General features: G+C 45.0%; 12 protein-coding genes. 1 reads left to right on the top strand and 11 read right to left on the bottom strand.

What is annotated here, in order from left to right:
- Positions 1-371: 371 nt before the first annotated feature.
- The 5 genes from eno to rlmD form a co-directional block, all read right to left on the bottom strand.
- Positions 372-1670 (bottom strand): phosphopyruvate hydratase, encoded by a 1299-nt coding sequence (gene eno / locus ACED53_RS10760; protein WP_009847644.1) that lies wholly within the window; start codon positions 1668-1670, stop codon positions 372-374.
- Between the two features lie 81 nt (positions 1671-1751).
- Entirely contained in the window at positions 1752-3392 is a 1641-nt protein-coding gene (locus ACED53_RS10755; protein WP_012604779.1) for a CTP synthase, read from the bottom strand.
- 132 nt (positions 3393-3524) lie between these two features.
- Positions 3525-4340 carry a nucleoside triphosphate pyrophosphohydrolase gene (gene mazG, locus ACED53_RS10750; protein ID WP_029225453.1) on the bottom strand — a complete coding sequence of 272 codons (816 nt, stop codon included), beginning with the start codon at positions 4338-4340 and terminating at the stop codon, positions 3525-3527.
- A 332-nt stretch (positions 4341-4672) separates the two neighbouring features.
- Positions 4673-6898: a GTP diphosphokinase gene (relA, locus tag ACED53_RS10745; protein ID WP_009847647.1), complete on the bottom strand. Its 2226-nt coding sequence runs from the start codon at positions 6896-6898 to the stop codon at positions 4673-4675.
- Positions 6899-7033: 135 nt separating this feature from the next.
- A complete protein-coding gene (gene rlmD, locus ACED53_RS10740; RefSeq protein WP_017100749.1) occupies positions 7034-8353 on the bottom strand; it encodes a 23S rRNA (uracil(1939)-C(5))-methyltransferase RlmD in 1320 nt (439 codons plus the stop codon).
- Positions 8354-8518: 165 nt separating this feature from the next.
- Between rlmD and barA the strand changes: the two genes are divergently transcribed.
- Positions 8519-11332, top strand: a complete 2814-nt coding sequence (gene barA / locus ACED53_RS10735) for a two-component sensor histidine kinase BarA (RefSeq protein WP_017100748.1) — start codon at positions 8519-8521, stop codon at positions 11330-11332.
- Positions 11333-11457: 125 nt separating this feature from the next.
- Here barA and acpS read toward each other — a convergent pair whose 3' ends face one another.
- The 6 genes from acpS to lepB all read right to left on the bottom strand — a co-directional run bounded on the left by acpS (position 11458) and on the right by lepB (position 16061).
- Positions 11458-11838, bottom strand: a complete 381-nt coding sequence (gene acpS / locus ACED53_RS10730) for a holo-ACP synthase (RefSeq protein WP_017100747.1) — start codon at positions 11836-11838, stop codon at positions 11458-11460.
- A gap of 93 nt (positions 11839-11931) precedes the next feature.
- Positions 11932-12669 carry a pyridoxine 5'-phosphate synthase gene (gene pdxJ, locus ACED53_RS10725; protein WP_009847651.1) on the bottom strand — a complete coding sequence of 246 codons (738 nt, stop codon included), beginning with the start codon at positions 12667-12669 and terminating at the stop codon, positions 11932-11934.
- Entirely contained in the window at positions 12666-13394 is a 729-nt protein-coding gene (recO, locus tag ACED53_RS10720) for a DNA repair protein RecO (RefSeq protein WP_012604785.1), read from the bottom strand. Before recO ends, pdxJ begins: the two co-directional genes overlap by 4 nt.
- Before the next feature lie 102 nt (positions 13395-13496).
- Positions 13497-14468 carry a GTPase Era gene (era, locus tag ACED53_RS10715; protein ID WP_004735384.1) on the bottom strand — a complete coding sequence of 324 codons (972 nt, stop codon included), beginning with the start codon at positions 14466-14468 and terminating at the stop codon, positions 13497-13499.
- Positions 14461-15138, bottom strand: coding sequence for a ribonuclease III (gene rnc / locus ACED53_RS10710; RefSeq protein ID WP_004735383.1), 678 nt, complete (start codon positions 15136-15138; stop codon positions 14461-14463). Before rnc ends, era begins: the two co-directional genes overlap by 8 nt.
- A gap of 26 nt (positions 15139-15164) precedes the next feature.
- Entirely contained in the window at positions 15165-16061 is an 897-nt protein-coding gene (lepB, locus tag ACED53_RS10705; protein ID WP_017100746.1) for a signal peptidase I, read from the bottom strand.
- Between the last annotated feature and the right edge of the window lie 213 nt (positions 16062-16274).

Below are 16274 nucleotides of genomic sequence, written 5' to 3'. Positions count from 1 at the left end.
AGACAGCGCAGCTTACCCACGACACATGCTCTCATCATCCTCAAGAAGGTGGAACGACTGAATTGGGAATCTATCGCGCTGAACGTAAACAGAGATTCCCTATGCCTTCCTTCGTCAGTCTAGGAATGACGAACTTGAGGCAAAAAAAATGCTCTACCGAAGTAGAGCATTTTTCAAAAGCTTTAAGCTAAAAATTCGCGAGGCTTTAAGTCTTGAAGAAAGTGCTGACCTTTAACTTCTTTAAGACCGCTTTCGTTGTAAAAAGGAGGAGTTTTAGAACCTAGAGCTTCTTCCCGTCATTTTCTACAGACAAAAAAATGCCCCGCATAAGCGAGGCATTTAAAAAGCTTAGATTAATAATTCGCTAGGAATTATTGACCTTTAACTTCTTTAAGACCGTTGTAAGGAGCTTTAGAACCTAGAGCTTCTTCGATACGGATAAGTTGGTTGTACTTAGCAACACGGTCAGAACGGCTCATAGAACCAGTTTTGATTTGACCAGCAGCTGTACCTACCGCTAGATCAGCGATAGTTGCATCTTCAGTTTCGCCAGAACGGTGAGAGATTACTGCAGTGTAGCCAGCGTCTTTAGCCATCTTGATAGCAGCTAGAGTCTCTGTTAGAGAACCGATTTGGTTGAACTTGATAAGGATAGAGTTAGCTACGCCTTTCTCGATACCTTCAGCAAGAATCTTAGTGTTTGTAACGAACAGATCGTCACCAACGATTTGAAGCTTGTCGCCTAGAAGTTCTGTTTGGTGCTTGAAGCCATCCCAATCAGACTCGTCAAGACCGTCTTCGATAGAAACGATTGGGAAGTTGTTCGCTAGCTCAGCTAGGTAGTGGTTGAACTCTACAGAAGTGAAAGTTTTACCTTCGCCCTTCATGTTGTAGATACCAGCTTCTTTGTCGAAGAACTCAGATGCTGCACAGTCCATAGCAAGAGTAACGTCTTTACCTAGTTCGTAACCAGCAGCTGCAACAGCTTCTGCGATAACTTCTAGAGCTTCAGCGTTAGACTTAAGGTTAGGAGCGAAACCACCTTCATCACCAACTGCAGTGCTGTAGCCTTTAGACTTAAGAACTTTAGCTAGGTTGTGGAATACTTCAGCGCCGATACGTAGACCTTCTTTAAGAGTCTTAGCGCCAACTGGTTGGATCATGAACTCTTGGATGTCAACGTTGTTATCTGCGTGCTCACCACCGTTGATGATGTTCATCATTGGTAGAGGCATAGAGAATTGACCAGCAGTACCGTTTAGCTCAGCAATGTGCTCGTAAAGAGGCATGCCTTTCGCAGCAGCAGCAGCTTTTGCGTTAGCTAGAGATACAGCTAGGATAGCGTTCGCACCGAACTTAGACTTGTTTTCAGTACCGTCTAGGTCAAGCATGATTTGGTCAACGTCAGCTTGTGCTTTAGCGTCAGAACCTACTAGAGCTTCAGCGATTGGGCCGTTTACAGCTTCAATAGCTTTAAGAACACCTTTACCTAGGAAACGGGATTTGTCGCCGTCACGTAGCTCAAGAGCTTCGCGTGAACCAGTAGATGCGCCAGATGGAGCAGCAGCCATACCTACGAAACCGCCTTCTAGGTGTACTTCAGCTTCTACAGTTGGGTTACCACGTGAATCGATGATTTCACGACCTAGAACTTTAACGATCTTAGACATTGAATGTTTCCTTCTCGTTGAATATATAAATGTCAAATTTAAAGGTAGCAGCACAACTTACGCAGCTACCTGTATTCCTTTTTACTTCTCTAATTCGCCGCGCTGGAACTCGCCAGCTGCTTTAACGAAACCTGCAAACAATGGGTGACCATCGCGAGGTGTTGAAGTGAACTCTGGGTGGAATTGAGCAGCAACGAACCATGGATGGTTCGGATTCTCGATAACTTCAACCAGTTTCTTGTCCGCAGATAGACCCGATACTTTTAGGCCCGCTTTTTCAATTTGTGGACGAAGATTGTTGTTCACTTCGTAACGGTGACGATGACGTTCATGGATCGTCGCGCTACCGTATAATTCGTAAGCTTTTGTCCCTTTCGCTAGGTGACAAAGCTGTGAACCAAGACGCATTGTGCCGCCAAGGTCAGATGTTTCTGTACGCTCTTCAACTTTACCTTCGCCGTCAGTCCACTCAGTGATAAGACCAACAACTGGGTACTTAGTTTCAGTACAGAATTCAGAAGAGTGTGCCCCTTCCATTTTCGCAACGTTACGAGCGTACTCGATAAGTGCTACTTGCATACCTAGACAGATACCTAAGTAAGGTACTTTGTTTTCACGAGCGTATTGAGCAGCAAGAATCTTACCTTCAACACCACGATCACCAAAGCCACCAGGAACTAGGATTGCATCTAGGCCTTCTAAAACTTCTACGCCACGAGACTCAACGTCTTGTGAATCTACGTATTTAATATTAACGCTTAGGCGATTTTTCAAGCCCGCGTGTTTTAGCGCTTCATTTACTGATTTGTATGCGTCTGGTAGTTCAATGTACTTACCAACCATACCAATCGTCACTTCACCCGTTGGGTTAGCTTCTTCGTAAATTACTTGTTCCCATTCAGACAGGTCTGCTTCTGGAGCTGTGATGCCGAAACGCTTACATACAAGTTCATCAGTGCCTTGAGCTTTAATAAGCTGAGGGATCTTGTAGATAGAGTCAACATCGCGCATAGAAATAACTGCATTTTCTTGCACATTACAGAACAGAGCAATTTTCTTACGCTCGTTCGAAGGAATGTTGCGGTCTGAACGACAAACTAGAATGTCAGGCTGAATACCAATAGACAGCAGCTCTTTTACAGAGTGTTGCGTTGGCTTAGTTTTCACTTCGCCCGCAGCTGCTAGGTATGGCACTAGAGTAAGGTGCATGAACATTGCGCGTTCACGGCCTAGCTCTACTGCTAGCTGACGAATCGCTTCCATGAATGGTAGAGATTCGATATCACCAACCGTACCACCAACTTCAACTAGCGCGATATCGTGGCCAGCTGCGCCAGAAATTACACGTTCTTTGATAGAGTTAGTGATGTGCGGGATAACCTGAATAGTTGCACCTAGGTAATCACCGCGACGCTCTTTAGCGAGTACGTCTGAGTAAACACGACCTGCAGTGAAGTTGTTACGCTTAGTCATCTTGGTGCGAATGAATCGCTCGTAGTGACCAAGGTCAAGGTCAGTTTCAGCGCCATCTTCCGTAACGAACACTTCACCGTGTTGAGTCGGGCTCATTGTGCCTGGATCAACGTTGATGTAAGGGTCAAGCTTCATCATAGTCACTTTAAGACCACGAGCTTCTAAAATAGCCGCAAGAGATGCTGCTGCAATACCTTTACCTAGAGAGGATACAACCCCGCCAGTAACAAAAATGTAATTTGTCGTCATGTTTAACCTGAAATTGGTTGAATGAGGGAAATGGATTACTTCTGGACGGGATGAAAATATACCAGAAGCCCCTTATCGCCACAACGTGAAATCTATCACACTGCTATTTTTTATTTTTTGCTTCAAATCAATTCATGATAAAAGCTTTGATGATCTTTTCTCCGCCACTTTGACTTCATCCCATATGGAATCAAGCTGTTGTAGAGAAAAGTCGGTCAAAATTTTATCTTGCTGACGAACTTTTTGTTCCACACCTTTAAAGCGGCGTGAAAATTTCAGATTGGCTTTATTGAGAGCCGTTTCTGGATTTTTACCCAAATGTCGCACTAAATTGACGGTAGCAAACAATAAATCACCCAGTTCTTCTTCAACTAAATCTTCGTTTGGCGTTACTTGAAGCGCTTCTTCTAGCACCTCATCAACTTCCTCTAAAACCTTGTCGGCGACTGGACCAATAGAGTCCCAATCAAAGCCAAATTTCGCGACTTGCTTTTGAATTTTTGTAGCACGCGAAAGAGCAGGTAGAGAGTTTGGTATTGAGTCTAGAATACTTTCTTGAGTTTTGCCTGCCTGTGCTTTCTCTTTGGCTTTTTCAGCTTCCCAGTTGGCATTAATTTCGTCATCACTGGCAAACTCGGTATCAGAAAACACATGCGGATGGCGGCGCGTTAGCTTCTCATTGATGCCATCGACCACATCAGAGAACTCAAACAGTCCCTGCTCTTTCGCGAGCTGGCTGTAGAAAATCACCTGAAACAACAAATCACCCAGCTCTTCTTGTAGGTTCGGCCAATCTTTGTTGTGAATCGCGTCCACTACTTCATAGGTTTCTTCGATAGTATGCGGGACAATTGTTTCAAAATTTTGTTTCAAACCCCAAGGACAGCCACCTTCAGGATCGCGCAGCTTAGTCATGATCTGTTCAAGTTGTTCAATCGGGTGATTCATTGTTTTCTTCCTATTCACTGTCTTTGATTTTTTAAATTTATAACGTCTTCTAAAACTAAAAAAGGCGAGCAGCCAAAACCACTCACCTTTCTATTTTTTCGGTCATCCTCAAGAGCGAAGAATGAGCGAGTTGGGGATCTCAAATCGCTTGGCGAGATTCCCTATCACGTTCGTCCCTCACTGTAGGGAATGACGACTATCTTTGTTTTACTAAGTAATTGGCTCTTCTAACAAGGCAACAAACTTACGAGACTTCTGAGCATAGCTTGCCTATGTGATGAAGCGAGTATAGTGCAGTTAACACAGTTAGAAGGCCAAGTACGACGTAAAAACTAGCCTAGGCGTTTTACGCTCATAACATCTTTGATCTGTTCTACTCGGCTTGTCACTCGACTCAGAATTTCAATATTGGTCACTTCCAAATCGAAATCCATCACCGACAGCTGACGTTTATAGTCAATACGGCTCTTCATTGTCGTCACACTGACTTTTTCGTTCAAGAACAGGGATGTGATGTCTTTCAACAAGCCGGTACGTTCTAGCGCCTCTACACGCAGTGTTAAGATATACGAGCCTACAAAACCATCTCCCCACACCGTATCGATGATACGTTCAGGGGCATGTAGGTTAAGTTCACTTAACTGCTCACAATCGCTGCGGTGTACTGAGATACCACGCCCTTGAGTAATGTAACCTTTGATCACATCCCCCGGGATAGGCTGACAACAACGAGCCAAGTGGGTCATTAGGTTATCAACACCTTCAACAACGACAGCATCCTTTTTCGGACGGCTCTGATGCGCTGGCTTATTGTCAGACTCAAGCAACTTCTCGAGTGCTTTCTTATCTTCTTCTTCAGCCGTCGGCTTATTGACCAGAGCATTGATGTGATTAACCACTTGGTTAATACGCAAATCGCCGCTACCAATACCTGCATACAATTCATCAGGTGTATTGACGTTGAATCGTTTCAGCGCATATTGCTCAGCATCTTTCAGTGTTGCGCCGACTCTGCCTAGCTCGACTTCTAGGATGTCTCGTCCAGCTTCGAGGTTTTTCTCACGACTCTGAGCGCGGAACCAAGCGTTAATTTTTGCTCGAGCTCGACTTGAATGAACAAAACCTGTGGTCGGATTTAACCAATCACGTGATGGATTCGGTTCTTTTTGAGTAATGATCTCAACTTGATCGCCCATCGCCAACTTATGAGTAAACGGAACGATTCGACCTGCGACTTTGGCACCGATACAACGGTGTCCAACCATTGAGTGAATGTGGTAAGCAAAATCCAACGGCGTTGCACCCATTGGTAAATCGACCACATCACCGCGTGGTGTAAAGGCATAGACTCGGTCATCAAAGACTTGGCTACGTACTTCATCCAGCATTTCGCCAGAATCCGACATCTCTTCTTGCCAGTCGATAAGCTTACGCAACCACGTGATTTTCTCATCGTAGCCACTGCGTACACCGCTAGAAGCACCTTCTTTATACTTCCAGTGCGCAGCCACACCTAACTCAGAGTCTTCGTGCATTTGCTTGGTACGGATCTGAATTTCGATGGTCTTGCCTTCAGGGCCAAGAACTACGGTATGAATTGATTGGTAACCATTGGGCTTAGGATTCGCCACATAGTCATCAAATTCACTTGGAAGATGTTTATATTTGGTGTGAACCACACCTAGACCGGCATAACAGTCTTGCAGTTGGTCGGCAATAATACGTACCGCACGCACGTCAAAAAGCTCATCAAACTCTAAGCCCTTTTTCTGCATTTTACGCCAGATGCTGTAGATGTGTTTAGGACGACCGCTGACTTCAGCATTGATGCTTGAACGGTTCATTTCTGATGTTAGGTCATCAACAAAGTCAGTGATGTATTGTTCGCGCACGATACGACGCTCTGACAGCTGTTTGGCAATCTGCTTGTAGGTATCTGGTTGTTGATAGCGGAAAGCGTAATCTTCAATTTCCCACTTTAGCTGACCAATGCCCAAACGGTTTGCAAGAGGCGCATAGATGTTAGCACACTCTTTTGCTGCCGCACGGCGAACAGCATCAGGGGCCTTTTTTACCTCGATGAGGTTGCAAATTCGTTCTGCTAGCTTGATGACGACGCAGCGGAAATCATCGACCATGGCCAGTAACATTCGACGAACGTTATCTACTTGTCCCGAGGCAGCACTGCCTTCAAGGGTAACGTTGAGCTGGCCCAAAGCTGCCATTTCTTCAACGCCATCAATTAACTTTACGGTTTCTTTACCGTAGCTTTCTTCAAACGCTTCACGTCCAAAAACGCCGCTTGAAACAACGGGGAAAAGTTGCGCTGCAATTAAAGTGGCACGGTCCATCGACAACGTAACCAAGATTTCGATCATCTCACGTCCACGCCAAAGCAGGAGCGACGCTTGCTCGTGATCTTTTAATAGCTCTTCACAGTGACGATAAACTTTGGTCAGTTTATTCGAGGTTTTTACGTCTTGATTCAGTGACGCAATCCAACTTTCTAGCTCAAACTGTTCGCTTGGGTTTAAATGTGCGCTTCGTACCGCAACCATCATGCCTTCCTAGTTATTATGTTTTATACCCAATTCAATATGACTAACTGATTCCAAGTTAGTTCGACTCATATTGATATCAGCGCAGGCTTCCCTGCGCCTTTGTGATTCATTTTTAAGCCTTATTAAGGGCTTCTAAGCCTTGATAAAGAGAGCCATCGATTCTAAATGACTGGTATGGGGAAACATATCCAACATACCAAGTTTGGCTAATTGATAGCCTTGTTTTTCTAAACTCTCAGAATCTCTCGCTAGAGTAGCAGGATTACACGAAACATAAACCACACGCTTCGCTCCTAACGCTGAAATTTGATCAACGATCCCACTCGCTCCAGCACGTGCAGGGTCAAGTAATACTTTATCGAATTTCTCTTTTGCCCAAAGCTGTGAAGATAAATCTTCTTCGAGGTTCGCTTGATAAAACTCCGTATTGCTTAACTGGTTTAACGCCGCATTAGCCGTTGCCTGTTGAACCATTTCATCAACGCCTTCCACACCAACGACAAACGCCGATTGTTGTGCGATAGGCAGACTAAAGTTGCCTAAACCACAAAACAGATCAAGCACACGCTCATCCGCTTGAGGCTCTAACCACTCAATCGCTTGAGCAACCATCTGTTGGTTCACTTTCTGGTTAACTTGTATAAAGTGGTTTGGCTCAAAAGGTAAGGTTACACCGGTTTCACTATAGCTTGGCGTATCACCCACCAAACGAACCAACTTATCGGTTTCTGGCATTGAGTACAGCGTTGCACCTTCTTCTTTCGCGAGCGTCATCAACGCTTGCTCATCTTTTTCAACCAAAGGTTTAAGGTGACGCAGCACCATAACAGGGCCAGTATCACCCAACACCAATTCAACATGTCCTAAAGACGTAAGGCTACTGAAAGTGTTCAGTAAACTTTTCAGTTTTGGCAGCAATACATTAAGGCGAGGGTCAAGCACCGCGCAGTCGGTGATGTTTTCAATCTGTTTACTTTGTTTCTTACGGAAACCAAACTGAAGCTGCTGTGTCTTCTTATCAACAAATAGACTGATACGCGCGCGACGACGATAACCGGTTTCATCACCGACAATCGGCTGGGTGACTTCAGTGTTAGCCGTTTGGTATTTGCTCATCAGGTGCGTCAAAGATTGTGATTTATGCTCAACCTGAGATGAGTAACCGAGATGTTGAAGATGACAGCCACCACACTGATTAAAGTGCTTACAGAATGGCTTTAAACGCAGCTCACTCGGTTGAAGTAATTTGATGAGTTTTGCTCGCGAAAACTTACTTTTGCTCTCAGTAAGTTGAATAACCACCTTCTCACCGGGCAATGCGCCATCAATGAAAACGGGTTTGTTCTTCTGATAAGCGATGCCAGCGCCATTGTGATCCATTCGTTCAACCAAAACCGATTGATGCTTGGTCTCGAGTTGAGTTTTCTTTTTTGGTTGGAAAAAACGTGCCATTGCTTGTGCCTAATGTATCTTTTAATAAGTAATTGGTATCCAGGACTCACTATTCTGTCTTGGAATCATTGTCGAACGTCACGGCTTTGATTAAGCTTACCGTTCACTTAACCGCCATTGTGTGCGTTATTTTCCCATATCCAGACCTCGATGTAATTAAAGAACATGACCAGATATGGCTTAAGAGCCCGTGTAATTACCTTAACTCTAGCTCCAACCCTAATTATTGGGCTGCTATTGAGTGCATTTTTCTCATTTAACCGCTATCAAGACCTTGAGGGTCAAGTGGTTAACACTGGTACTAGCATCATTGAACCACTAGCGATTGCGAGTGAGTCTGGCATGAAGCTCGAAAGTCGAGAGTCTGTTCGTCAGCTGATTAGCTATGCACATCGAAAAAATTCTAAGTTAGTGCGCAGTATTGCGGTGTTTGATGAACGTCATGAGTTGTTTGTAACGTCAAACTTCCATCCTGATTTTGAAAGCCTGACCTATCCGAAAGATAAACCGATTCCGCATTTAAGCTCATCGAACCTGCTCGATAACACGCTGATTCTTAGGACACCCATCATCGCTGAGGGACAATACATCAACTCAGCTAATGGCCAGTCTCAAGCGAACCAAGCGATCGGTTATATTGCGATAGAGTTAGACTTGTCGTCACTTCGATTGCAGCAATATCAAGAAGTGTTCTCTGCCTTCTTGGTGCTGATCCTCGGTCTTGGACTTTCTGGGGTATTTGCCTTCCGCTTGATGCACGATGTAACCCAACCGATCACACACATGAAAAACATGGTCGACCGAATTCGTCGTGGTCACCTCGATGTGCGTATCGAAGGCAAAATGCATGGTGAGCTTGATTCACTGAAAAACGGTATCAACGCGATGGCGGTCTCGCTATCAGAATATCACGTCGAGATGCAGCACAGCATCGACCAAGCAACATCTGATCTGCGTGAAACCCTAGAGCAATTAGAGATTCAAAACGTTGAGTTAGACATTGCGAAAAAACGAGCTCAAGAAGCCGCTCGTGTTAAATCCGAGTTCTTGGCGAATATGTCTCATGAGCTTAGAACACCACTCAATGGTGTGATTGGCTTTACTCGTCAGATGCTCAAGACACACCTATCGAACAGCCAAACCGATTACCTGCAGACCATTGAGCGTTCGGCCAACAACCTACTCAGCATCATCAACGATATCTTGGACTTCTCGAAACTTGAAGCCGGCAAACTCGCTCTAGAAAACATTCCATTTGAGTTCCAAGCGAGCCTAGAAGAGGTGGTTAACCTTCAAGCCACTAATGCTCATGAAAAAGGTCTTGAGCTTACGCTTAAGATCGACCCGAAAGTACCACCAGGCGTTGTTGGTGATCCACTGCGTATCCAACAGATCCTGACTAACCTTGTGGGTAACTCGATCAAGTTTACCGAGCGTGGCAACATTGACATCAGCGTTGAACTTCGTTCACAAAGCGAAGACAACATTGAGCTGCAGTTTATGGTTCGAGATACGGGCATTGGTATCTCAGAGCGCCAACAAGCACAACTTTTCCAAGCCTTCAGCCAAGCCGATGCGAGTATCTCTCGTCGTTATGGTGGTACAGGCTTAGGTCTGGTAATCACCCAAAAACTGGTCAGCCAAATGGGTGGAGAGATCAGCCTAACCAGTCGTCTTCACCAAGGCTCCACCTTCTGGTTCACCCTGAGACTATCGACTACCGATATGCCGATGACAGAATTAATTGAGACTCAGTGCCTGCAAGACAAGCAACTGCTGCTTATCGAGCCAAACATGCAAGCGGCATCAATTACTCAGCAGATCCTAACCCAAGAAGGCTTGGTGGTAACGTACCGTTCGGTTATGCCTGACGAATCTACCTCGTATGACTACGTTCTACTCAACCTAGCCGCCAACCAAGAGTATCAATTTGATACCGTGAGTGGTTGGGCGATTGGTGCGAAGAAAATCGCTCAGAACGTAATTATTGGTACGCCGAGTACTGAGCTAGCTCTGGGTGAACAATTGATGAAAGAGGTTGATGTCCAATGCATCACCAAGCCTCTCTCTCGTAAGAAACTTCTACAAACTCTGATCTCTAATCAAGCACCAACCTTGATTGCACCCGCTATTGAAACACATTCAGAAGAGAAACTACCGCTTACGGTATTGGCGGTCGACGACAACCCTGCCAACCTTAAACTGATTACTGCGCTGCTAAAAGAGCGTGTAGAGACAGTCATCAGTTGTACTAGTGGTCAGAAAGCTCTCGACAAAGCGACAGAGACTCCATTTGATGTCATTTTCATGGATATTCAAATGCCGCAGATGGACGGTGTGACCGCTTGCCAAAAAATTAAGGCGTTGGCGAACAATGCAAACACGCCTGTGATTGCTGTTACTGCGCATGCAATGATGGGAGAGCGTGACCGACTACTTGAAGCAGGTATGGATGACTACCTAACCAAGCCTATCGAAGAGCATGTGTTACAACAGGTTCTTATTCATTGGAGCCCTACCTCTGAGATTGAGCACATTGATAAAATAGACCCAGATCACCCGGCGGTCTCTGCTGAAATCGACCACAGCTCTGTTTCAGAAGTTGAAGCCAGCGAGCACAAGAACATCATCATTGATTGGCAAGCTGCTTTGAAACAAGCCGCCAATAAAGAAGACCTCGCACGCGATATGCTGCAAATGCTCGTAGATTTTATTCCTGAAGTTTATGAAGCCGCGGAAGAAGCGATCGAAGACAGTGACTACCCCGTTGAAGCGCTGACACACATCATCCACAAGATGCATGGCAGCAGCTCATACAGTGGGGTGCCAAGGCTTAAGTCGGTATGTGCAACGATAGAGAAAGAACTTCGTTCAGGCACTTCTGTTGAAGACATTGAACCGGAGCTTTTTGAACTTCAGGATGAATTAGATAAGGTTCAAGCAACCGCGATTCATTATTTGAAACCAGCCAAGACCTAGCGAATATTTCTTACTCACAAATATTCATTAAACGGTTTAGCAGCCAATAAAAAAGCAGAGCTCATGAGCTCTGCTTTTTTCTGTCTAGAACCTAGGGTGCTAGATATAAAGTAGCGGTAATCTATTTACGACTCGAGTAGTACCGTCGCCACCGCATAATGGCGCTCATCAGAGATAGTCAGGTGAATCGACTTTGTACCACTCGCTTCTGCGATTTCACGCGCTTTTTTATGCAGGCTTAGAACTGGCTTGCCATGCTCATCGTTTGAAATCTCGAAGTCGTGGAAGGTCACACCAAGAGCGATGCCTGTGCCTAATGCCTTAGACGCCGCCTCTTTTGCAGCAAAACGCTTTGCAAGGTAACGCCCTTTTTGCTTAAGTTGCTGGAATACTTCAAATTCAGAATCGGTCAGAATACGCTGAGCGAAAGCCTCACCACTTCGTGATAATGCCTTTTCAACACGTTCAATTTCTGCGATATCTGTACCTAATCCAACAACAGCCATGTTTACCCTACTACCAACTTCTATCTATTAACTTTTCGATTCTACTGATTAACCGCTTAACGCTTACAACTAAACGAATGCCGAGTTAAAGAACTAAGCGTTGTTGCGCGCTGTTTCCATCACGGCTTTCATGTCTGCAACGGCTTTATTCAAACCATCAAAGACTGCGCGGCCCATGATCGAGTGACCGATGTTCAACTCGTAAATCTCAGGAAGTGCCGCAATCGGCGCTACGTTATGGTAAGTCAGACCGTGACCCGCATTCACTGTAATACCAAGGTCGTCTGCGTAGCTTGCGCCTGCAGCAATCTTTTTAAGCTCGTCTTGTTGGTCTTCTTCAGTTTTAGCATCAGCATAGTGGCCAGTGTGTAGTTCAATGAACGGTGCGCCACACGCTTTCGCAGCATCGATTTGCTCACGATCGGCATCGATAAACAGAGATACTTTGATACCAGCAGCCGACAATTTTTCGGTCGCCGCTTTGATTTTTTCAAGTTGACCAACCACGTCCAAGCCGCCTTCCGTCGTCAGCTCTTCACGCTTTTCTGGAACCAGGCAAACGAACTCAGGATTAGTATCGAGTGCAATTTGAACCATCTCGTCCGTTACGGCCATCTCTAAGTTCATGCGAGTCTGGATTGTCTCAGCAAGAATACGTACATCGCGATCAACAATATGACGGCGATCTTCACGCAAGTGAATCGTAATGCCGTCAGCACCCGCACGTTCAGCAATTTCAGCTGCGTGTACTGGGTCTGGATATTTAGTACCACGTGCATTACGTAGAGTTGCAATATGGTCGATATTAACGCCTAAAAGGATTGAGCTCATTTTCCAATACTCCGTGCTCTAGAGAGGGCTATTGTTGGCATAAATAGCTCTCTACTTTTTAATGGTTTGCCGCCAAGATACGGCTTTAAGGCTATGCGTGTAAAGCGTTTTGCCGCTTTTAACTGCTCTTTAGTGATAAACCTACGCTCACTGATTGCGATAAGTTCATCGCCCATAAAAGTCAGGTTATCTCGACGCACCGAAGCGATGAAGCCTTTCTGCTCTCGATAGCGATAAGTCATGCTCGGATCAATCGCTTCGCCAGTGCCCGCGCAGTGTAAAAAGTCGACGCCATACCCCATAGCGGAGAGTAGAGCCAATTCAAAACGACGTAGCGCTGGCTCAGGGTTCTCATTATGAGCGAGTTCTGTTAAGGCATGAAGATAGTCATGAAAAAATGCGGGCATGGCCACTTCGGCCATCAACACTCGCCCAACTAATTCATTAACGTACATTGCTGAATACAGATTAATGCCAGCAAGAGGAAGCCCCAAGCTGATCGGTTCAGCTTGGCGCAACGTTTTCATTGAACCATTGCCAGACCACTTAAGCAGTAGCGGCGTAAAAGGTTGCAATGCACCTTTCAAATTAGAACGCTTACTCCGCGCACCTTTAGACATCAACGTCACCCGACCGTACTCTTCGCTGAAGACGTCCAGAATCAGGCTCGACTCACTGTATGGTCGACGGTGCAACACAAAGCATCGCTGTAACCCTTCGCTCAATCACTTACCCTTCTTACAGATACAAAAAGAGAGAGTTCGCACTCTCTCTTGTATTTATATTCAATTCAACTTTCTTAATATCAGAAAGTGACGTTCAATATATTATAGATCGTCGATGTAGCCTAACGAGCGAAGTGCACGCTCATCGTCAGCCCAACCAGACTTAACTTTAACCCAAGTCTCTAGGTAAACCTTACGACCGAACAGTTCTTCCATGTCGATACGAGCTTCACGACCAATCGTTTTGATCTTCTCGCCCGCTTTACCAATTACCATCTTCTTCTGACCAGTACGTTCAACAAGAATCAAAGCATTGATGTGGAAACCATCGTTATCTGGGTTGTAATCAAAACGCTCGATCTCAACCGTTACTGAGTAAGGTAGCTCTTCGCCTGTGAATCGCATCAGTTTTTCACGGATGATTTCAGAGGCCATAAAGCGCTGTGAGCGATCCGTTACGTACTCTTCAGGGAAGTGGTGCGTCGCTTTTGGTAAAGAATTACGAACGTGCTTACGCAGTACATCGATATTCTTACCTTGCTTCGCTGAGATTGGCACAACATCAAGGAAGTCCATCTTCTTAGACACTTCCATCATATGTTGCATCACGTCTGTACGGTCTTGAACGTTATCTACTTTGTTAATACAAAGGACAACTGGGAAATCTGTTTTTCTCAGCTTATTCAGTACCATCTCATCGTCGTCAGTCCAGTGAGTACCGTCAACAAGGAAGAATACTAGATTCACATCGCTCAGTGAGCTGTTCGCCGCACGGTTCATCAAACGGTTAATTGCACGCTTTTCTTCAATATGAAGTCCAGGAGTATCAACGTAGATCGCTTGGTAATCGCCTTCAGTTTCTACGCCCATAATACGGTGGCGTGTCGTCTGAGGTTTACGTGATGTGATCGAGATTTTCTGACCCAAAATATGGTTCAGAAGCGTCGATTTACCTACGTTTGGTCGACCCACGATAGCGATGAAGCCACAGTGTTGGTTTTCCGGTAGGCCCGTTTTTTTGCTATCAGATGAAAAGAATGCATCGATATCGAAATCTTGATTGTTATCAGACATTGCTTAGTTGCTCTAATGCTGTTTCAGCAGCCGCTTGTTCTGCCTTGCGGCGGCTAGTGCCTTTACCGATAACAGGTTTATCCACACCTGCCACTTCACACTCAACCGTAAACTCTTGGTTGTGTGCTTCACCTTTAATATTAGTCACTGTGTAGACAGGTAGGGGATTTCTTCGACCTTGTAAAAACTCTTGTAAGCGAGTTTTTGGATCTTTTTGAGATACACCAGGCTGAATAGACTCTAGGCGAGATTGGTACCAGCTTAAAATAATACGGCGAACAACCTCGGTATCACTATCTAAATAGACAGCGCCGATGATCGCTTCAACCGCATCCGCTAGAATAGAATCACGACGGAAACCGCCACTCTTCAACTCACCTGGACCTAATTTTAAGTAATCTCCTAGTTCGAATTCACGACCTAGTTCTGCCAATGTATGACCACGTACTAATGTTGCGCGCATGCGGCTCATATCACCTTCGTTTACCTTAGGGAAACGGTGGTAAAGATCATCAGCGATAACAAAACTTAAAATTGAATCGCCCAGAAACTCAAGACGTTCGTTATGTTTACCTGCGGCACTGCGGTGAGTCAGCGCCAAATGGATAAGATCGGCATCATTAAACTGATAGCCAATCTTTCTCTCTAGTTTATCAATTGGAGAATTCATGCTCTCTCGATGTGTTATGTGATCGATTAGTGAATCCCACCGATGCGATTAAAACGCACATCAGTAGGAATCCATGTTGGAAGTACACTGTCTGAACCACGTTCGAATTCGAAGCTGATCCAAATAGCAACGGCCTTACCAACAAGGTTTGCTTCAGGGACAAAGCCCCAGTAACGGCTGTCAGCACTGTTGTCACGGTTATCACCCATAACAAAGTATTGGCCTTCTGGAACGATCCACTCGTTAACACCATTGCGAGGTTGATATGCTTGCACACGATCACGGCGTAATGGGTTAACTAAGATTTGGTGCTCCACGTCACCCAGTTGTTCATTCAACTGAATTAGAGGCACACCATCTTGAATAAATTGGCTTTCTTCAACGTTACTCAACTTCACTGGTTTACAGTTACTGCCACCCTTCGCTTGAATGCAGATTTCTTTATTGCTGCTGTAGCGAATGGTATCACCCGGCATACCAATAACACGCTTGATGTAGTCGATATTCGGCTGAGGTGGGTATTTGAATACGATTGAATCACCACGTTCTGGTTTGCCTGTTTCTACCAATTGAGTGCGCCATACAGGATCTTTTAGACCATAAGCGTATTTTTCTACCAAGATGAAATCACCAACCAATAGTGTTGGCATCATCGAGCCAGATGGAATTTGAAACGGTTCATAAATAAATGAACGCAAAACCAAAACAAATGCAATTACAGGGAAAATGGACACACTGTTCTCAACCCACCAAGGCTGAGCCGTAACTTTTGCGCTGGTTGCAGCGTCTAGGCCATTCGACTGTGCTTCAACGTCAGCCAGTTTTTGTTGGCGCTTCTTCGCCCACACAAACTTTTCCAACGCCCATACAATGCCGGTCACTAGAGTTACGATCACTAAGATAAGCGAAAATGTATTAGCCATTGATATCCCTTAAATTTCATTTCTTTAAAAATAACGAAAGTGAAAGAGTATAACCCTTTCACTCTGCTTAATATTTCTAATCCGTATCAATCATGCTGACTAAATGCTGGGGAGATTAAGCAGGAAAAATCGTTTAGTTCGAGGCGCAAAGTGCAGTGACTAGTGGGCCTAATTGCAATCTTTGCAACAAAGAAATAAACGATTTTAACCAGT

Origin of the sequence: Vibrio sp. 1F169 (assembly GCF_041439605.1) — a bacterium.
Classification (GTDB): Bacteria; Pseudomonadota; Gammaproteobacteria; order Enterobacterales; family Vibrionaceae; genus Vibrio; species Vibrio tasmaniensis_A.
Note: the sequence above shows the minus strand (reverse complement) of the source record. Positions and strands in the feature narration are given on the sequence as shown.